Genomic DNA, 19,330 nt, shown 5'->3' with positions numbered 1-19,330 from the left:
ACGATCGTGGCGGACCGGGTCCGGCCGCGGAATCCGCAGGACTACGGGCCGGACGGAGCAACCCGTGTCAACAGTCGGTTACCGAGGTTCCGTCCCGCCCGGTCCGCGGGTCACAGTGGCGCGGTGACCACCGAGAACACCGTCGGCGCGGCCGCGGACCGCGGGTACGGCGACCGCATCGTCGCCGTCGAGCCCGGCTCCACCGAGCCCGTGCCGGACTCCGAGCGGCACGGCAGACCCCGCCAGCTGTTCTGGACGTGGACCTCGCCGAACCTGGAGTTCGCGACGATCTTCGTCGGCGTGCTGTCGGTGACGGCGTTCGGGCAGTCGGTGCCCGCGGCGGTCGCGGCGATCGTCGTCGGGAACCTGCTCGCCGCGCTCGCCCACGGGATCCTGTCCGCCCGCGGACCGGCCGCCGGAGTGCCGCAGATGGTGCTCGGGCGGCTCGCGTTCGGCCACCGCGGCAACGCACTGCCCGCCGCGTTGATGACGATCACCTCGGGTTTCGGCTGGTTCGCGGTGAACAGCGTCAGCGCCGCCTTCGCCCTGTCGGCGATCACCGGCGGCGGGACGGTCGCGTGGCTGGTGGCGGTGGTCGTCGTCCAGGTCGCCGTCGCGTTCTTCGGGCACAACCTGGTGCAGGCGTTCGAGCGGCTCGCCTTCCCGCTGCTCGCGGTCGTGCTCGGGGCCGGGGCGGTGCTGGTGCTCGCCGCGTCCGACCCGGGGGCGGCCGCGTCGCCGGACGGGGTGGGCGGGGTCGGCGGGTTCCTGCTGACCGTCGGTGCCGTCGTCGGGTACTCGGCGGGCTGGAGCCCCTACGCCGCGGACTACTCCCGCTACCTGCCCCGCTCGGTGTCGGCGCGGGCCACCGGCCTCGCCGCGGGCGGCGGCCTGTTCCTGTCCACCACGGTGCTCATGACGGTCGGTGCGGCGTCGGTCGGTGCGGCGACGGCGGCCGGGCTCGACTCGGACAACCCGGTGGCGAACTACACCGGCCTGCTGCCCGGGTGGCTGGCCGTGCTGACCCTGGTCGCCATCGCGGTGGGGGCGGTCGCGGCGAACGTCCTCAACGTGTACTCCGGGGCGATGGCGTTCCTCGCGCTCGGCATCGACGTGCCGCTGGCGCGGGCGCGGGCCGTCGTCGCGGTGGCCTTCGGCGCGGTCGGGTTCGTGATCGCGCTGGTCGCCCTCGGCGACGCCGCGGCCGGGTACGAGGCGTTCCTGCTCGTCGTCGTGTACTGGGTCGGGCCGTGGCTCGGGGTGGTGCTCACCGACCAGTGGCTGCGCCCGACCGACCCCGGTCTGCTCTACGACCGCACCCACCGCAACCACGCGGGCCCGGTCGCCCTCGTCGCCGGCATCGTCGTGTCGGTGCTGCTGTTCGCCAACCAGGAGCTGTTCACCGGGCTGGTGCCGCGCCTGCTGCCCGGGATCGGTGACGTGACCTTCCTGGTCGGGCTGCTGCTCTCGGCCGGGCTCTACGCGCTGCTGGTGCGCCGCACCGCCGTCGGGACGCCCGGGGGTACCCGGTGAACGCGCTCATCCCGACCGTGGACCTGGCCGCACCGGACCCGGCCGCGGTGGACACCGCGTTGCAGCGGGCCGGGTTCCTGCAGGTCGTCGGGCACGGGGTGCCGGACGACGCGGCGTGGGCGGTACGGGCCGCCGCACGGGACTTCTTCGCGCTGCCCGAGGCGGTCAAGCGCGGCTACGCGGTCGGAGTCGGCGGGCGGGGGTGGCTGCCGCCCGGCGTCGAGGCCAACGACCGTGTGGAGGGCGGTGACTCCCCGCCGGACCTCAAGGAGTCCTTCGCGGCGGGGCCGTTCGCGCCGACCGGTGACGCGGAGACCGACGCGGTGTGGTTCCCGCCGAACGTCTGGCCGGCGCAGGTCCCGGCGCTGCGGGAGGCGGTGACCGCCTACTGCACGGCGATGACCCGTGTCGCGGGCGCGCTGCTGGAGCTGTGCGCGGGGGCGCTCGGGCAGGAGCCGTCGACGCTGCGCGACCTCGCGACGCACCCGACGTGGACGTTCAACATCAACCGCTACCCGCCGATGACCGAGACCGGGGCCCCGCTGCCCGGGCAGTTCCGGATCGGCCCGCACACCGACTTCGGCACCGTCACCCTGCTCGACCGCGAGCCGGGGGCGGGCGGGCTGCAGGTCGACGTCGAGGGGCACGGCTGGACCGACGCGCCGTACACCCCGGGTGCGCTGACGGTGAACGTCGGCGACCTGCTCGCGCACTGGACCGGGCACCGCTGGCGGGCCGGGCGGCACCGGGTGCTGCCGCCGCAGGCCCACGCCCCGGCCGAGGACCTGGTGTCGCTGGTGTTCTTCTTCGAGCTGGACCACGACGCCGTCGTCACGCCGCTGGCCCCGCCGCTCGGCCGGACGGCGCTGGAGCCGGTGGTGTCCGCGCCGTTCCTGCGCGAACGCCTGGACGCGATCTCGGTATAGGTTCGCGCGCATGGATCCGAGCTGGCTGGACGTCGCGGTGGAGCAGGCCCGGGCCGGGCTGGCCTCGGGCGGCATCCCGATCGGCGCCGCACTCGTCGGACCCGACGGGGAGGTCCTCGGGCGCGGCCACAACCGTCGGGTGCAGGACGGCGACCCGACGGTGCACGGCGAGACCGCGGCGTTCCGCGACGCGGGCCGCCGCCGCGACTACCGGTCCACGACGATGGTCACCACGCTCTCGCCCTGCTGGTACTGCTCGGGGCTGATCCGTCAGTTCGGGATCGGCGCGGTGCTCGTGGGGGAGGCCCGGACCTTCCACGGCGGGCACGACTGGCTGGCCGAGCACGGGGTGCGCGTGCAGGTGCTCGACGACGCGCGCTGCGTGGACATGATGACCGCGTTCGTCGCCGAGCGCCCCGACCTGTGGAACGAGGACATCGGCGTCGCGGAGTAGCGCTCAGCCCGCCGTGAGCGGGACGTCCGGGTCGAGCTCGATCGCGACCTCGCGCAGCGCCACGTCGAGCACCGACCAGACCCACCGGGCCAGGTGCTCGGCGAGCTCGTCGAGCGGGATCGGGTCCGCCGAGGAGAGCCAGCGCTCGGTCGCGCCGTCGACCAGCCCGACCGCGCCGGCGGCCAGCGGCGCCGCGACGGTCGCGGGCAGCCCGGGGTAGCCACCGGTCAGCAGGCCGGTCATCCGGTCGGCGATGCGGTGCCGGATGTCGGTGACGGCCGTCGTGACCCCGGCGGCGCGCAGCACGTACCGGTAGAGCTCGGTGTGCGCGGCGAGCCACCGCACGTGCGCGGCGATGGCGGCGACGAGCATCTCCCGCGGCGTCCCGCGCGGGCTCCACACCGGCGCGAGCGCCTCGGAGTAGAGCCCCAGCGCGGCCTCGGCGATCGCGCCCTGCAGGTCCTCCAGGCCGTCGAAGTGCCGGTACAGCGCGGGCCGGGGCACACCGGCGCGACCGGCGATCTGCTCGGTCGTGGCCTCCGGTCCGTGCTCGGCGATCGCGGCCATCGCGGCCTCGACGACCTCGGCCCGCCGGGCCGCCCGCTGCCCGGCCCAGCGACGGGCGCGGCCGTCGCCGGGGGTCACGGATCCGTTCACCCGGCCATCATCCCGCGCCCGGTTGACACCGCGCCCGGTGCCACCGATGATTCGGCGATAAGGGGTACGCATTGTACGGGATACTTTCTGTCACGGATGCGGCCCGACCGTAGACGACGACCGGAGGACCGACCGTGACCGAGACGGCGACCGACACCGGGTCCGGCCCACGCCCCCGCAGGCTGACCGGCGGCGACGTCGGCATCCCGCCGCGGCACCTGGACTTCCGGCTGCCCGAGCAGATGGTCCGCTGGGCCTACGCCGACAACGCGACCGCGACGCTGTTCCTCGCGATGCTCTCGGCGATCTTCCCGCCGGGGGAGGACTTCTTCGTCCGCTCGGTGATCCACTTCCGGGACCGGGTGACCGACCCGGAGCTGCGCGCCCGGGTCGCCGGGTTCACGGCGCAGGAGGTCATCCACAGCCGCGAGCACGACCGGCTCAACGAGGCGTTCCGTTCCCGCGGTTTCCCGGTGCACGTACCGGAGTCCGCGGTCGCGCTCGCGCTGAAGGTCCTCGACCGCACCTCGCCGCGGCAGCAGCTCGCCTGCACCGCGCTGATGGAGCACTTCACCGCGGTGATGGCCGAGGACATCCTCGGCAGCGACGAGTTCGCCGAGCGCGTGCACGCCGACATCCGCGAGCTGTGGCACTGGCACGCGCTCGAGGAGCTCGAGCACAAGTCCGTGACCTGGGACGTCTACGAGCTCATCGGCACCGACGGCCCCGAGCGCGGCCGCGCCGCACCGCTGGTGGTCGCCACCGTGCTGCCCGCGGTCGTGTTCGGGTGGGCGTACCTGCTCGTGCAGCAGGGCGTCTGGCGGCGGCCGCGGGACCTGCGCGAGGGCTACCGGCTGCTGTTCGGGCGCGGCCAGTTCCTGCGCCGCGTGCTGGGCCGGATGCCCGTCTTCGGGCACCCGCGCTTCCACCCCGACCGGCACGACACCCGGGCACTGGAGCAGCGCTGGCGCGACACCCTCTTCGGCGACGACGGCGCCCTGGCCGAGCAGCTGCGCCGTCCGGTCCGCGAGGCCTGACTCAGCTCCACGGCCGCAGCACCCGCCCGGCCCACGCCGCGAGCAGCGCCTCGTCGTGGCTGACGGCGAGGACGCCGAGCCCGCGGCCGTCGACCTCGGCGGCGACGACCGAGACCAGGGCCGCGGTGCTCGACGCGTCGAGCATCGCGGTCATCTCGTCGCACAGCAGGTAGTCCGGCCGGGGCGCGAGCGCACGGGCCAGGCAGGCGCGCTGGAGCTGGCCGTCGGACACCTCGTGCGGCCGGCGTCCGCGCAGCTCGGCGGTCAGCCCGACCTGCGCGCACACCTCGTCGACGCGGGCGGTGACCCCGGACGCCCGGGCGGCGCGCAGCGGCTCGGCCACGATCTCCTCGCAGGTCAGCCGCGGGTCGGTCGAGGCCCGCGGGGACTGGAACACCACCCCGATCCGGCGGCGCAGTGGCGCGGGCGCGTCGAAGCGGAACCGGCGGACCGGCTCGTCGTCGACGGTCACCCGGCCCGACCACGGTGCGTGCAGCAGCGCCAGCACCCGGGTCAGCGTCGACTTCCCGCACCCCGACGGCCCGGCCAGCCCGAGCACCGACCCCCGTTCCACGGCCAGGTCCACGCCGTCGACGACGGCGTGCCCGGCCCGCCACCCGGCCCGCACCCCCTCCGCGCGCAGGCTCACCGCGACCCCGCCCCGGACCGGGCCGCCGCGGGGAGCGCGGGGGCGGTCGGCGGATGGCAGGACACGCTCCGCCCATCCCGGCGGACCGGGACGGGGTCGCCGGAGCAGTCGCCGGCGACCGGGCAGCGTGGGGCGAACGCGCAGCCGTCGGGCAGCGCGGACAGCTCGGGCGGGTGCCCGGGCACCGGGGTGAACCCGGCGTCGGGCAGCGCACCGAGCAGGCCGGCGGTGTAGGGGTGCCAGGGGGTCGCGAACACGTCGTCGGCGGGGCCGGTCTCGATCAGCCGCGAGGCGTACATGACGGCGACGTCGTCGGCGACGGCGCGGGCGGCGCGCAGGTCGTGGGTGATCAGCAGGACGGCGCGGCCCTCCGCGGCCAGCCCGGCCAGCAGCGTCGTGACGTGGTCGACCAGCGGCCGGTCGAGCCCGGCGGTCGGCTCGTCGGCGAGCAGCACCGGTGGGTCCCCGGCGAGCGCGGCGGCGAGCCCGGCGCGCTGGGCCTGCCCGCCGGACAGCTCGTGCGGGTGCAGCGCGGCGACGTGGCGGGGCAGCGCGGCGCGGTCGAGCAGGTCGGCGACGGTGGCCGTCGCGCCGAGCCGGGCCAGGGTCTCGCGCAGCTGGGCGCCGACGGTGCGGGTGGGGGTGAAGTGGGTGGCGGCGGACTGGGGGACCAGCCCGACCAGCCGTCCGCGGACCCGGTCGCGCAGCACGGACTCGGGTGCGGTGAGGAGCTCCACCGGATCGGACCGCTCCGGCGGGGTCAGGAGTGCCGACCCGCGGATCGACGCGGTGCCCGGCAGCAGTCCGGTCAGGGCCTCGGTGAGCACCGACTTGCCACAGCCGGACTCCCCGACGAGCGCGGTCAACCGCCCGGCACGCAGGTCCAGGTCGGCGTCGGTGACCGCGCGGACCGTGCGTGCGCGACGCCCGCGCCCGACCCGGAAGGCGACGTCGAGGCCGCGCACCGCGAGCACCGTGCCGGGTGCGGCGCCACCGGGCCCGGTCACAGCGCCTGCTCCGACCGCCGGCGCGGGAGTGTGCGGTCCCGCCACCAGGCCGCGATGCCGGCGACGCACAGCGTCGTCGCGGCCAGCAGCACGCTCGGGAACACCACGATCCACCAGGAGCCGAGCAGCACGGCCTGTCTCCCCTCGCCGAGGATGGTGCCCAGGCTCGCCAGGTGTGGTGGCAGGCCGAGGCCGAGGAAGCTCAATGCGGTCTCGTGCCACACCGCGTGCGGCAGGATCAGCACCGCCGAGAGCACCGCCTGCGGCGCGACCGCGGGCAGCAGGTGCCGGCGCAGGACCCGGCGCCGGGACGCGCCGCCGGAGATCGCGGCGTCGACGAACGGGCGGGTGCGCAGGGTCAGGATCTCCGCGCGCACGACGCGGGCCACCGTCGTCCAGTGGGTCAGCCCGATCGAGGCGATCACCGCGAGCACGCTGCCCCGGTAGAGCGCGACGATCACGATGCCGAGCAGCAGGTGCGGGACGGCGTTGACGGCGTCGACCAGGCGCATCGCGATCCGGTCCCACCAGCCGCCGAGCAGCCCGGACAGCGCCCCGAACAGGGTGCCGATCACCGTCGAGAGCACGGCGCAGGCCGCGGCGACCTGCAGCGACACCCCCAGCCCGGCGAAGCTGCGCAGCAGCACGTCACGGCCCACGGAGTCGGTGCCGAACGGGTGCGCGGGCGAGGGCGGCAGCCGGATCGCGGTGTAGTCCACGGCGCCCTCGTCGAGCCCGCCGAGCCACGGCACGAGTACTGCGGCCGCGACGAGCAGGACCAGCCCGCCGGCGCCGGCGACCAGCCGGGCCCGCCCGGACCGGCGACGGCCGCGGGGCGAGCCGGGGCGCGGCCGGCCGGCCGGGAGCCACGGGCGGGGGGCGACGGCGGTCTCAGACATCGGCGTCCACCCGCGGGTCCAGCAGCAGCACGGTCAGGTCGGCGACGAGCGACCCGGCCAGCACCGCCGCCGCCGAGAGGAGGGTCAGCGCGGCGAGCAGCGGGAAGTCCACGGCCAGCGCCGCGGTGACCACGGCCGCCGCGATCCCCGGCCAGGAGAACACCGTCTCCACCAGCACGGCGCCGGTCACGAGCTCCGGCAGCCGGTTGCCCAGCACCGTCACGAACGGCAGCAGCGCGGTCGGCAGGGCGTGGCGCAGCACGACGAGACGCTCGGGCAGCCCGCGGGCCCGGGCGCCGGCGACGTGGTCGTCGTCGAGGGAGGCCAGCAGCGAGGCCCGCACGTGCAGCACCAGCCACGGCGTCTGGGAGACCCCCAGCACCAGCGCAGGCAGCACCAGGTGCCTGCTCACCTGGCCGAACGTGGGTGCGGCCCCGGCATCGGTGAGCCCGGCGACCGGCAGCACCGGCCAGGCCACGGCGAACACCGCGATCGCACCCAGGGCCAGCACGAACGGCGGCAGCCCCTCCAGGGTGTGCCCGACCGCGGTGACGGCCCGGTCGAACCAGCCGCCCTGCCGCCACGCCGCGACGGTCCCGGCGGCCAGGGCCAGCACCAGCGACACGAGCAGAGCCAGGGTGACCAGCAGCAACGTCCACGGGAGCCGCTCGGCGACCACCTGGGCCACCGGCTGCCGCATCGACAGGCTCTGCCCGAGGTCGCCGGTCAGCAGCCCGCCCAGCCACCGGAGCAGCTGTTCGCCCACGCTCGCGTCCAGCCCGAGCGAACGTTCGGCGGCGGCGATGTCGGCGTCGCTCGCGGAGAAGATCCCGACCCCGAAGTACTGGTACACCGGCCGGAACGGCGACGCCGCCGCCAGCAGGAACACCCCGACCGCGACCAGCAGCACCGTCGGGACGCCGAGCAGCAGCCGCAGCCCGGCCAGCCGGGCCACCGCGCGGCCGCGGTGCCGGCCCGGGAGCACGGCCGTCACGAGCGGGGCGTCCAGTCCTGCAGGTTCCACCACGGGCCCCAGGTGGTGCCGTGGGTGTGCGGCTCGACGACGGGGGTGTAGCCGTGCCAGGCGTCGCGGGTGACGTAGCTGTGGCCGAGGAAGGCCAGGAAGACCATGCCGGGGTCGGCGACGTAGGCCCGCTGGAACTCCTTCACCGCCGCGGTGCGGGCGGCCTCGTCGGGCGCCCGCAGCGCGGTGTCCAGTGCCGCGTCGACGGCGGCGTTGCGGTAGGAGCCGGGGTTGTTGAACCCGTCGGCGGCGTTCGACGAGTGCAGCAGCTGCCACGCCTTGAACCCCGGGTCGAACGGGTCGCCGCCGCCGAGCACGAGCGCGTCGGCGCCCATCCGCGGCTCGATCGCCTCCCAGCCGAGTCCCTCCAGCCGGACGTCGATCCCGGCTGCGCGCACGTCGGAGGCGAACGCCTGGGCCAGGTCGCGGCGCACGGTGTCGGTGGCCGGGTACATCAGCGTGAAGCGCGCGGCCTGCCCGCCGCGGACGCGCACCCCGTCGGGCCCGGCGACCCAGCCGGCCCGCTCCAGGATCCGGCCCGCCTCCGCGGGGTCGAAGGTGAACGTCGCCGAGGGCTCGACCTGCTCGGGCAGCACGCCCGGGATCGGGTGGTGGGCCGGTTCGCCCTGGCCCGCGAGGAACGCGTCGATCATGCCCTGGCGGTTCACCGAGCGGTTGAGCGCCGCGCGGATCGCCGGGTCCGCGGTGACCGGGTTCGCGAACGGCAGCGCGACGGTGCGGTAGTCGGCGCTGGCGTGCTCGCGCAGCGCCAGCCCGCTCTGCTGCGCGACCGCGCGGGCCAGCGCCGGCGGCAGCACGGTCCCGTCGAACTCACCGGCGGCGGTGCGCTGGGCACGGGTGTTGTCGTCGGTGGCGAACACGACGGTCACCCGGGTCACCGAGGGTGCACCGCCCCAGTAGCCGGGGTTCGACTCCATGACCATCGTGTCGCCGCGCCGCCACTCGGCGAGCCGGTACGGGCCGGTGCCGACGGCCCGGGTGTTCACCGGCAGGTCGGAGACGGGGCCGCCGCCCTCGAGGACCTCCGACGGCAGGATCCCGGAGGTGAGCCGGGCCGGGAACGCGCCGTAGGGGTAGGACAGCCGGAACCGCACGGCGTCGTCGCCGACGGCCTCGACCCCGGCGAGCATCGGCACGCTCGACCGGATCGTCGCGGCGCGGGCCGGGTCGAGGATCGCCGCGTAGGTGGCGACGACGTCCTCGGGCCCGAAGGCCGACCCGTCGTGGAAGGTGACGCCGGGGCGCAGCGGCACCGTCCAGGACAGGCGGTCCGGTGACGACGTCGCCGGGCCGGAGGCGAGCGCGGGCTGCAGGGTGCGCTGCGCGTCGCGGGCGTAGAGACCGTCGTAGAACTTGCTCGCGCCCTCCGCCCCGTAGCCGAGCAGCGGGTTGAGGTCGTCGGGCTCGTAGCCGTCGGCAAGGGTCATGGTGGTGGCGTCCCCGGCCGGGCCCGCCTCACCCGGGGCGGCGGTGGGCGCGGAGCAGCCGGCCACGAGGGCGGCGGCCACCAACGGGACGACGATGTTCCGGAGGGTGATCACGCAACGGCACATTATGGGCAACAGAGTGAGGGTGGCAACGAACTGGACCGATCGGTCAGGTGGCGTACTTCTACGCAGTGACCGCGGACCGGCTCCGCCGGGGCCGCGGCCGTCCTACCGTCCGGGCGGTGCGCACCGATCCCGCCCCCGCGCGCGTGCAGCGCGCCCCGGCGACCCGCGACCAGGTCGACGCCCACCGGTTCGGTGTGCGCCGGATGGAGGCCGCGCTGGTGCGGGGGGACCCGGTGCCGCTGCACGAGCAGATCCGCTCCCAGCGGCGCGCCGTGTTCGCCGGAGTGCTGGTCGGGCTGCTCGCGCTCGGGGTGGCGGCGCTGCTGGCCCGGGTCGACCCTGCCACCGACTGGCGCTCCCGGGCGCTGGTGCAGGGGCAGCGCAGCGGCGTGCTCTACGCCGTGGTCCGCGACCCCGACCGGTCCGCGCTGCTCGTGCCGGTGCCCGACCCGGTCGCGGGACGGCTGGTCCTCGCCGCGCACGGTCGCGACGACGGTGCCACCGCCGTGCCCGTCCCGGTGCCCGACGACGCACTGGCCGCCGCGCCGCGCACCGCGCCGGCGGCCGTCCCCGGCACCGTCGGCGTCCCGCTCGACGGGGTCCCGGTCCCACCCGCGTGGGCGGTCTGCGACACCCGCGGCGAGGGCTCCGGCACCGGGACCACGATGGTGCTCGCGGGGTCGCTCGGACCCGTCCCGGCCGGACCGGAACCGGTGGCCCTGCTGACCGCCGAGGGCGGCGCGACCTACCTGGTCCACGACGGCGCCCGGCACCGGATCGACCCGTCCGACCGGAACGCCCTCGACGGGCTCGGCCTGCTCGGCGCGCCCGTCCGCCGGGTCGGCGACGGTCTGCTCTCCGCGATCCCGGAGGGCGCGCCGCTGCGGGTCCCCGCCCCCGGACCGACACCCGTCGCGGGGCTGGGGCGGAACGGGGACGTCGTGCGCAGCCAGTCGCTCGGGGCAGGGTCGACGTACTTCCTGGTGGTCGACGACGGGCTCGCCCGGATCCCGGTCACCCTCGCCGACGCCGTCCGCTCCCGGACCGGGCAGGCCGAACCGGCGACGCTTCCGCCCGGACTGGTCGACGACGTCGGGCAGACGCGGGTACCCGGGGCCGAGGCCTGGCCCGCCGCCCGTGCCGAGGTCACCGAGGTGCCCCCGGTGCTGTGCGGGACCTGGCGCGAGGGACGGCGCGCACTCGTCGCCGGCACCGGGGAGCCGGTCGCGCCCGGCGCGGTGCGGGTGCGCCTCGCCGGTGCCGACGACGCCGGGCCGGGTCTCGACACCGTGGTGCTGCCGGGGAGCGGCCCGGGGCCGCTGCGGACCGGGCCGGCCGACACCGGCGGCGGTGACGGCGGGACGCGGCTGCTGCTCGCCGCGTCCGGTGCGGTGCACGGCGTCGCGGACGCCGGGACCGGGCGGGCGCTCGGGATCGGGGAGGCGGGGGACGCACCGGCGGAGATGGTGCGCCTGCTGCCGCGGGCGGGGGTGCTGAGCGTCGCGGCGGCGCGGGAGGTGGCGGACCTGCCGGGCTGAGCCGCGGTTCAGGGCCGGCGCCGCAGCCCCGCCAGCGCCGCGACGAGCGCCCCGCCGACCGCCGCGACCGCGCCGACCCCGGCCACCACGGGCAGGTCCGGTGGCGGGGCCGACGCGAGCGGCAGCGGGGCCCGGCCCGCCCCGGGCGGGCCGGCGCGGCCGCCGGGACCGTCGGGGTCGTCCGGGGTCAGGAGCAGCGGTTCCGCGGTCAGCGCGGCCCCCGGGTCGAGCACACCGTGGCCGGTGCGGCCGTCGCCCGCGGTGGGGCGGGCCGTGGCGCGCAGCCGGTCTCCGACCTGGCGCGGGGTGAGCATCGGGAACCGTTCGCGCAGCAGCGCCGCGGTCCCCGCGACCAGCGGCGCCGAGTACGACGTGCCGCGGACCACCGCACCGGCCGGTCCGGACGGACGGGGCAGGTCCGCCCCCGGAGCGGCGAGGTCCACCCAGGGGCCCGGCACGGAGAAGTCGCCGGGGACGTCGTCGCCGTCGACCGCGCCGACGGCGAGGACCGTGTCGTAGGACGCGGGTAGCGGTCGCAGGTCCGGGTCGCCGGTGCAGGTGCCGCTCCCGTCGATGTTCCCGGCCGCGGCGACGACCAGCACCCCGGCCCGCTCGGCGCCCTCGACGGCCTCGCGCAGCGCGGCCCCCGCGGAGTCGACCTGCGCGGACGGCACGCACACCACCTCGGACACGTTGACGACGCTCGCGCCGAGTGCGACGGCCCGGTCGATCGCCGCGGCCAGGGTGCGGATCTCCCCGGCGGGTCGCTCGGTGCCGTCGGTGCCGCGGACGGCGAAGCGCCCCGAGGACTGGCGCAGGGACAGGATCCGCGCGCCCGGCGCCATGCCCGCGCCGAGCCCGGTGACGGGGTCGGCGGCTCCGGCGAGGAGCAGCGCGACATCGGAGCCGTGGCCGTCGCAGTCGGTGAGACCGTCGCCGCCGGTCAGGTAGTCCCCGCCGCCGCTGAGCCGTCCGGCCAGCCGGGGCAGCGGCGCCACCCCGGTGTCGACGACGGCGACGAGCTGCCCCGCACCGGTCGCGAGATCCGGGGGCGGCTGCGGGACCGCACCGCGGGCGGCGCCCGGGCCGTCGTCGCCGGGCGGGGTGCAGGCGCGCGTCTGCCGCAACCCGTCGGCCGGTCCCGGCGGTCCGGGCTCGGCCGCCGCGGCGACCGGCCGCGTCCACACCCCGTCGCCTGCCCCCACACCCGCTGCGGGGGGTGTGGCGACCTCACAAGGGGTGTGGACGGCGCACGACGCGGCGGGGGTGACGGAGGGGGCGACAGCGGGCGGGGTGGGCAGGGGGAGAGCGAGCAGGGATGCCGCCAGCAGCGGCACGGCCCGCCGGGCCGGGCCGGTCACAGGGTGCGGACCAGGGCGAACAGGCCCATCGCGGCCAGTGCGGCGGGCACGGCGGCGGCGGTGAGGACGAGCTCGCACACGTCGAGCGCCCGGCGGGCCGGCGGCGACGGGTTCGTCCGCGCGGCCGCGGCACCCGCGCCGACGGCGAGCAGCAGCCCGGCCGCGACGGCGAGCCGCGGCGCGGGGTCCAGCGTGAGCGCGGCCGGGACGGCGGCGGTGGCGACCGCGACCACCGCGGCCCCGGTCAGGACGCGGGCCGCCGCGGGCTCGACGAGCGCACGGGCCCGCAGGAGCAGCACCGCCGCCGTCACCACCAGCAGCAGGCCACCGGTCCAGCCCCCGGTCGCGGCGACGGCGGCGGCCCCGGCGGCCGCGACCGCGGTGCCGGCCAGCGTCCCGGTGTGCAGGCCGCGGGCCAGCCCGGCCCGGGCGGTCAGCTCCGCACCGGGCAGCACCCGCTCGGCGCCCGCGACGGACTCGGCGTCGGTCGGGACGGCCGGGGCCGGGATCCCGGCCAGGCGCAGCGCCAGCCGGGGCAGCAGGGGCCCTGCGGCCAGGGCGGGCGCCGCGAGCCCGGCCGCGACGGCCGTCACCGGGGCCTCCAGCAGCAGCCGGGCCAGCGCCGCGGCGGCGGTCCCGGAGGCGGCCAGGGCGACCGCGAGCAGGACCGGGGACACCGCCCGCGCGATCGCCTGACCCGCGGCGGCGGCCAGACCGGTCCCGGCGGCGGCGAGCAGCAGCGCCCCCGCCCCGGCAGGTGCGGGCAGCGCGGTGAGCCCGGCCGTCGCCGCTGCGGGGACGGCACAGAGTGCGGCGGCGGTCGTGAGCCGGTCGTCGTCGCGGGCGCGGTGGGCGACCAGCAGCGCCACGACGGCGCCGGCGGCGGCGAGCGCGCACGCCCACGGCCGCCACGAACCGTCCACGGTGGACAGCACGGCGCCCGCGGCGGTCGTCGCCAGCACGGCCGCCGCCGTCCCGGACCAGCGCGCCGTCCCGGCGGCGTCGGCCGCACCGCGCACCGCGGCGGCGACGGTCTCGGCGGCGTCGTCGAGCACCGGCGGCGCGGGCGCCGGGCGCGGCGGGCCCAGGTGCAGCAGCTCGCCCTCGTGGACACCGAGCTCGTCGAGGGTGGCGCCGGCGGGCAACGGGCCGCCCGCCGGGCCGGTGAACCGCCAGGCCTGCGGGGTGTCGGTGGCTGCGCGGCCCAGCAGCTCGCGCACCATCGGGACCAGCTCGGCGACGGCGACGTCGGCCGGCAGGGCCACGTCGAGGCGCCCGCGCGGGGTGTGCACCCCGACCCGGGTCCAGCGGCCGGGCACCGGCCCGTACGTGGTGGCGGGCACCGCGTCGCCGGGGCCGGTCGCGGCCGGTGCGGGCAGGACGGAGGTCACGGGCGGCTCCTGAGGCAGATCTCCCCGAACGGCCCCGGCGGGCCCGGGGCGGCTGCGAGTATCCGACGGCCCCGGTGCCGCCGTGGGCGTTCGGGAGAACCGTGAACGGGAGGCGCGTGGCGATGGCGGGGACCGTCGGGATGCGACGTCCGCGGCGCTCGGTGCCCGAGCTGCCCGGCGGCGAGCTGGTGCTCGAACCGCCGCCCGAGCCGGAACGCCCGGTCCCCGGCGGCCTCGCGGCGCGGCTGCTCCCGCTGGCGATGGTCGGCGGGGCGCTGCTGTTCGTCGTGCTGGGCCGCGGGGACACGAGCACCTGGCTGTTCGGCGGGATGTTCGCGCTGTCCGCGCTGGGCATGCTCGCCGGCGGCGGCCGCGGCGCCGGCGCGCGCACCGCGACGATGGACGAGGACCGCCGCGACTACCTGCGCTACCTCGACGTCCTGGGCGAGCGGGCCCGCGCGATCGCCGCCGAGCAGCGGCACGCGCTGGAGAGCGTGCACCCCGACCCGGCCGCCTGGCCGGACGTGCTCGCCGCGGACCGGCTGTGGGAGCGCCGTCCCGGTGACGACGACTTCGGCCGACTGCGCGCCGGGCGCGGCACCCAGCGCCTCGCCACCCGGCTCACCGCCCCGCACACCGGTCCGATGGAGACACTCGAACCGTTGTCCGCGCTGGCGCTGCGCCGTCTCCTGCGCCAATGGTCCACCGTGGACGATCTGCCGGTCGCCGTCGACACCCGCGCCTCGGCGACGATCTGGCTCGAACCGGACCCGGACGCCGCCCCGGTACTCGACCTCGCCCGGGCACTGGTCGCCCAGTACGTCACCTGGCACGGTCCCGACGACGCGCGGCTCGCCGTCGTCGCGCCGGGGGGTGCGGTCGCGCGCTGGGAGTGGGCGAAGTGGCTGCCGCACGTCGCCCACCCGCGGCTCGCCGACGCCGTCGGGCCGGTCCGGATGATCACCGACGACCCGGACCGGGTGCGGCGCTGGTGGGTCGACGAGCCGTCCGCGGCCCAGCAGCACCTGCTCGTCGTGCTCGACGGGGCCGCCGACACCCCGGGCGCGTGGGCCGGGCTGCCCGGCGTCACCGTGCTGCGGCTGGGGCCCGCGGGCGGGCGCAGGCCCGCGGCGTCGGTGCTGCGCCTGGCCGCCGGGACCGGGCCCGACGGCGTGCGCACGCTGCGCCGCGGCGGGCCCGGCGGCCGGGAGGTCGGCGTCCCCGACGGGCTCGTCGTCGCCGAGGCGCTGGCACTCGCGCGCCGGCTCGCGCGCTACCGTCCGGACGGCGACGCCGACGTCGTCGCGTCCGGTGTGGACAGTGGGGCGACGGGGTTGCCGTCGCTGCTCGGACTGTCCACGACGGACCCGGCCGGGGTCGCCGCGCTGCGCGGCCGGCGGGGGCCGGGGGAGCGGCTGCGGGTCCCGCTGGGCACCGACGACGGCGGCCGGCCGGTGCTGCTCGACCTCAAGGAGTCCGCGCAGGGCGGTGCGGGTCCGCACGGGCTGTGCATCGGCGCGACCGGCTCCGGCAAGAGCGAGCTGCTGCGCACCCTCGTCCTCGGGCTGGTGGCGACGCAGACCGCCGAGGAGCTCAACCTGGTGCTCGTCGACTTCAAGGGCGGCGCGACGTTCCTCGGGCTCGCCGGGCTGCCGCACACCTCCGCGGTGATCACCAACCTGGCCGAGGAGCTGACCCTGGTCGACCGGATGGCCGACGCGCTCGCCGGGGAGATCACCCGCCGCCAGGAGGTGCTGCGCGCCGCGGGGAACCTGTCGTCGCTGGCCGAGCACGACGCGCTGCGCCGGGACGGGGCACCGCTGGCGGCGCTGCCGTCGCTGCTGGTCGTCGTCGACGAGTTCTCCGAGCTGCTCGCCCAGCGGCCGGAGATGATCGACCTGATGGTGACCGTCGGGCGGCTCGGCCGCTCGCTCGGCATCCACCTGCTGCTGGCCTCGCAGCGACTGGAGGAGGGACGGCTGCGCGGCCTCGAGTCGCACCTGTCCTACCGGATCGCGCTGCGCACCTTCTCCGCCGCGGAGTCCCGCGCGGTGCTGGGCGTGCCCGACGCGCACCTGCTCCCGCCGACGCCCGGCGCCGCGTACCTGTCCGCGGGCACCGACGAGCTGGTGCGCTTCCGGGCCGCCTACGTCTCCGGCCCGGACACCCCGCGGGCCGAGCGCCGCCGCGCACCCGGGGCACCGCGGCTCGCGCTGCCGTTCCGCGCGGGCCCGGTCGCGCTGCCCGCCTCGGCGCAGCTCCCGGCGCCGGACCACGGGCCCGCGCCCACCGGCACCGTTCTCGACCGCATCGCCGGCGCGGTGTCCGGGCCCGGTCCGCGCGCGCACCGGGTGTGGCTGCCGCCGCTGGCGGAGCCGCCGCCGCTGCCGGTGGTGCTCGGCGACCCGCTGGTCCGGGCCGGGCGCGGGTTGTGCGCACCGGGACCGGTCGGACGGCTCGCCGCGCCGGTCGGGCTCGTCGACCGGCCCTACGCCCAGCGGCGCGACCCGCTGGTGCTGGACCTGTCCGGCGCGGCCGGGCACCTCGCCGTCGTCGGGGGGCCGCGGTCGGGGAAGTCGACCGCGCTGCGCACCGTCGTCACCGCGCTCGCGCTCACCCACACCCCGGTCGAACTGGGCGTGCACGTGCTCGACCTCGGCGGCGGCACGCTCGCCCCGCTGGCCGGGCTGCCGCACGTCGGGACCGTCGCCGACCGCCGCGCCGGCGACCTGGTGCGACGGGTGGTGGCCGAGACCGTCGCCGCCGTCGACGAGCGCGAGCAGCTGTTCGCCGCGCACGGCGTCGCCGGGATCGAGGAGTTCCGGGCCCGGCGCGCCGCGGGCGGGTTCGCCGGGGTGACCGCCACCGACCTGCTGCTCGTCGTCGACGGCTACGCGGCGCTGCGCGCCGGATTCGAGGACCTGGACGAGAAGCTGACCGCCCTCGCCGCCCGCGGGCTCGCCTACGGCGTGCACCTCGCGCTGTCCGCCGCCCGCTGGGCCGAGATCCGCCCCGCGCTCAAGGATCAGCTCGGCAGCCGGGTCGAGCTGCGGCTGGGCGACCCGTCGGACTCCGAGGTGGACCGGCGTCGTGCCGCCGCGGTACCCGCACTGCCCGGGCACGGCCTGTCCGCCGACGGCGAGGCCACCGTCGTCGCCGCGCCCTGCCTGGTCCCCGGCACCGACCCGGCCCGGGAGATCGACGACGCCTGGGACGGCCCGTCGGTCGGCCCGGTGCGGCTGCTGCCCACCCGGATCGAGGTCACCGAGCTCCCGAGCGGCCCGGGCCGTGGGCCAGCGCTCGGCGTCGACGAGGACCGGCTCGCCACCGTCGAGCTCGACCCGGACGAGCCGCACCTGCTCTGCTTCGCCGACTCCGGCGGCGGCAAGACGACCCTGCTGCGGACCCTCGCCCACGGCATCGCCGCGCGATGGACGCCCGAGCAGGCGCGGATCGTCGTCGTCGACCACCGGCGGACGCTGCTCGGCGGGGTCCCGCAGAGCCACCTGCTCGCCCACACCTCGACCGCGCAGGCCACCACCGACGCCTGCGCCGAGATCGCGGGCTCGCTCGGACGGCGGCTGCCCGGCCCGGACGTCACCCCGGCCCAGCTGCGGGAACGGTCCTGGTGGAGCGGGCCGGACGTGTGGCTGCTCGTCGACGACTACGACCTCGTCGTCCCCGCGGCGGGGTCGGCCGGCACGCACCCGCTGCTCGCGCTCGCCGAGTACCTGCCGCAGGCCCGCGACGTCGGGCTGCACGTCGTCCTCGCGCGACGCACCGGCGGGGCCGGGCGGGCGCTGTTCGACCCGGTCCTCGGGCGGCTGCGCGAGCTGGGCGCCCCCGGCCTGGTCGGCTCCGGCAGCCCCGACGAGGGCGCGCTGCTGGAGAAGGTCCGCCCCGGGCCGATGCCACCCGGCCGCGGCGTGCTCGTCGACCGGCGGGCCGGGGCGCGACGGGTGCAGCTGGCGTGGACCGAGCCGGGGTGAGCGGCGTCGCGGTCGCCGTGCACGACCGCCGCGACGCGGTGCTGCTCGCCGCCGCGGACGCCGCCGGGCTGCGCCTGGTCGCCGCGGCCCCGCCCGGCACACCCCCGGCGACGGCCGTCGCGGACTTCTTCGGCGACGAGCCGCCCGGGGTCGTCGTCCGGGTCGGGACGACGGCGGGCGGCGCCTTCCCCGGAGGCCCGCGGGTGCTGGTGGTCCCGGCCGCGGTCGCGGTGCTCGCGGCGGAACCGGAGCTGCCGGACGGGCCGGTCCTGGTCGTCGACGACGACGTGGTGCTGGTCCGCGACGGGGTGCCGGAGCGCGTGGGGGAGCGGGGCTCCGACCTCGCGTCGCTCGTGCGGGCGACCGGTGCGGAGCTGGTCGTGGTCGCCGGGACGGTCGGCCCGCTCCCCGGGGAGCACAGTGCGGCGGACACCCGGGCCGCCGACACCCGGACCGCCGACACCCGGACCGCGGGCACTCGGGCCACGGGCACTCGGGCCGCGGGGCGGCCCGGCGGCCCGGCCGGGTACCGGCTCCCGTGCCCGGTGCGCGTCGCCGGGCGGCGGCCCGACGGCGGCGACCCCTGGGGTCCGGAGGCCGCGGCGGTGGTCGGGGCTGCGGTGCTGGGCGCCTCCGTGCTCGCCGACCCCGGCCCCGACACGGTCGTCCCGCCGCCCGGCGCGGGCGAGGTGCCGGAGGAACCGGGCCGGCCCGGTGTGCCCGGCCCCGCCACCCCGCCTGCCGAGGGCCCGGACCGCGCCCGGGCGGCGATCGTCGTCGCGGGGGTGCTGGGCGCGGTCCTCCTCGGTACCGGGCTGCTGCTCGGTGGCCCGCGCCCGGTGAGCCCGGCCGGGGCCACGGTCGCCCAGTACGGCTACGCCGCCGCGCTGCCCACCGGGTGGGAGCACACCGGCGGCGACCCGCAGCGCCGACGCGTGCTGCTCACCCCCGCCGGCGGCCCGGACGGGGCCGACCTCCTCGTGCTGGAGCGCAGCCCGCTCGGCTACGACGCCGGACGCGAGCCCGACCGGGCCCGCCGCGAGCTCGCCGCGCTGGTCGGTGACCCCGGGCCGGTGCCCGCGACGGTCGGCGGCCGCGCGGTCCTGCGCTGGACCGAGACACCGGGCGACGGGACCGTCGTCGACTGGCACGTCGTGTTCTCCGGCACCGACGAGCTCGTCGCCGGGTGCCGGCGGCCGGTGGGCGCCCCGGTCGCCGCGGCCTGCGCCGAGGTCGTCGCGACGCTGCACCGGGTGCCCTGAGGCCCCGGCGTTCCCGGTCGCGAACGGTC

15 protein-coding genes are annotated in these 19,330 nt (G+C 77.9%); 7 read left to right on the top strand and 8 right to left on the bottom strand.

Going from position 1 to position 19,330, the window contains the following annotated elements; genetic code table 11:
- Positions 1–123: 123 nt before the first annotated feature.
- From MTO91_RS22655 to MTO91_RS22645, 3 genes are read left to right on the top strand one after another with little or no spacing between them, the layout of a single operon-like run.
- Complete coding sequence (locus MTO91_RS22655) at positions 124–1,533, top strand: purine-cytosine permease family protein (protein ID WP_357546920.1); 1,410 nt, start codon at positions 124–126, stop codon at positions 1,531–1,533.
- A complete protein-coding gene (locus MTO91_RS22650) occupies positions 1,530–2,459 on the top strand; it encodes an isopenicillin N synthase family dioxygenase (RefSeq protein ID WP_062397804.1) in 930 nt (309 codons plus the stop codon). Before MTO91_RS22655 ends, MTO91_RS22650 begins: the two co-directional genes overlap by 4 nt.
- A gap of 10 nt (positions 2,460–2,469) precedes the next feature.
- Positions 2,470–2,913 carry a nucleoside deaminase gene (locus tag MTO91_RS22645; protein WP_060710562.1) on the top strand — a complete coding sequence of 148 codons (444 nt, stop codon included), beginning with the start codon at positions 2,470–2,472 and terminating at the stop codon, positions 2,911–2,913.
- Positions 2,914–2,916: 3 nt separating this feature from the next.
- Here MTO91_RS22645 and MTO91_RS22640 read toward each other — a convergent pair whose 3' ends face one another.
- Complete coding sequence (locus tag MTO91_RS22640; RefSeq protein WP_476652665.1) at positions 2,917–3,570, bottom strand: TetR/AcrR family transcriptional regulator; 654 nt, start codon at positions 3,568–3,570, stop codon at positions 2,917–2,919.
- A gap of 134 nt (positions 3,571–3,704) precedes the next feature.
- On the opposite strand from MTO91_RS22640, the gene MTO91_RS22635 reads away from it, so the two are divergent.
- A complete protein-coding gene (locus MTO91_RS22635; RefSeq protein ID WP_405414998.1) occupies positions 3,705–4,607 on the top strand; it encodes a metal-dependent hydrolase in 903 nt (300 codons plus the stop codon).
- A 1-nt stretch (position 4,608) separates the two neighbouring features.
- Here MTO91_RS22635 and MTO91_RS22630 read toward each other — a convergent pair whose 3' ends face one another.
- The 5 genes from MTO91_RS22630 to MTO91_RS22610 are packed head-to-tail and all read right to left on the bottom strand — an operon-like array spanning position 4,609 to position 9,748.
- Positions 4,609–5,256, bottom strand: a complete 648-nt coding sequence (locus tag MTO91_RS22630) for an ABC transporter ATP-binding protein (RefSeq protein ID WP_251784403.1) — start codon at positions 5,254–5,256, stop codon at positions 4,609–4,611.
- Positions 5,253–6,263 (bottom strand): oligopeptide/dipeptide ABC transporter ATP-binding protein, encoded by a 1,011-nt coding sequence (locus MTO91_RS22625; protein ID WP_405415000.1) that lies wholly within the window; start codon positions 6,261–6,263, stop codon positions 5,253–5,255. The genes MTO91_RS22630 and MTO91_RS22625 overlap by 4 nt, the downstream gene beginning before the upstream one ends.
- On the bottom strand, positions 6,260–7,162 hold the full coding sequence (locus tag MTO91_RS22620; RefSeq protein WP_251784401.1) for an ABC transporter permease: 903 nt from the start codon (positions 7,160–7,162) through the stop codon (positions 6,260–6,262). Before MTO91_RS22620 ends, MTO91_RS22625 begins: the two co-directional genes overlap by 4 nt.
- Positions 7,155–8,156: an ABC transporter permease gene (locus MTO91_RS22615; protein ID WP_476652663.1), complete on the bottom strand. Its 1,002-nt coding sequence runs from the start codon at positions 8,154–8,156 to the stop codon at positions 7,155–7,157. The genes MTO91_RS22620 and MTO91_RS22615 overlap by 8 nt, the downstream gene beginning before the upstream one ends.
- Positions 8,153–9,748 carry an ABC transporter substrate-binding protein gene (locus MTO91_RS22610; protein ID WP_405415007.1) on the bottom strand — a complete coding sequence of 532 codons (1,596 nt, stop codon included), beginning with the start codon at positions 9,746–9,748 and terminating at the stop codon, positions 8,153–8,155. The genes MTO91_RS22615 and MTO91_RS22610 overlap by 4 nt, the downstream gene beginning before the upstream one ends.
- 128 nt (positions 9,749–9,876) lie before the next feature.
- Between MTO91_RS22610 and eccB the strand changes: the two genes are divergently transcribed.
- Entirely contained in the window at positions 9,877–11,298 is a 1,422-nt protein-coding gene (eccB, locus tag MTO91_RS22605) for a type VII secretion protein EccB (protein ID WP_476652661.1), read from the top strand.
- An 8-nt stretch (positions 11,299–11,306) separates the two neighbouring features.
- Here the strand turns inward: eccB and mycP are convergent, their stop codons facing one another.
- Positions 11,307–12,503, bottom strand: coding sequence for a type VII secretion-associated serine protease mycosin (gene mycP / locus MTO91_RS22600; protein ID WP_476652660.1), 1,197 nt, complete (start codon positions 12,501–12,503; stop codon positions 11,307–11,309).
- 152 nt (positions 12,504–12,655) lie between these two features.
- Positions 12,656–14,050, bottom strand: coding sequence for a type VII secretion integral membrane protein EccD (gene eccD / locus MTO91_RS22595; RefSeq protein ID WP_476652658.1), 1,395 nt, complete (start codon positions 14,048–14,050; stop codon positions 12,656–12,658).
- Between the two features lie 140 nt (positions 14,051–14,190).
- Here eccD and eccCa point away from each other — a divergent pair, with 140 nt between their 5' ends.
- Positions 14,191–18,039, top strand: coding sequence for a type VII secretion protein EccCa (gene eccCa, locus MTO91_RS22590; protein ID WP_405415020.1), 3,849 nt, complete (start codon positions 14,191–14,193; stop codon positions 18,037–18,039).
- Entirely contained in the window at positions 18,036–19,301 is a 1,266-nt protein-coding gene (locus tag MTO91_RS22585; RefSeq protein ID WP_476652657.1) for a type VII secretion-associated protein, read from the top strand. Before eccCa ends, MTO91_RS22585 begins: the two co-directional genes overlap by 4 nt.
- Positions 19,302–19,330: the final 29 nt, after the last annotated feature.

Source organism: Pseudonocardia sp. 2-7 (genome assembly GCF_056341085.1).
This window is presented reverse-complemented; position numbering and strand designations above follow the sequence as displayed.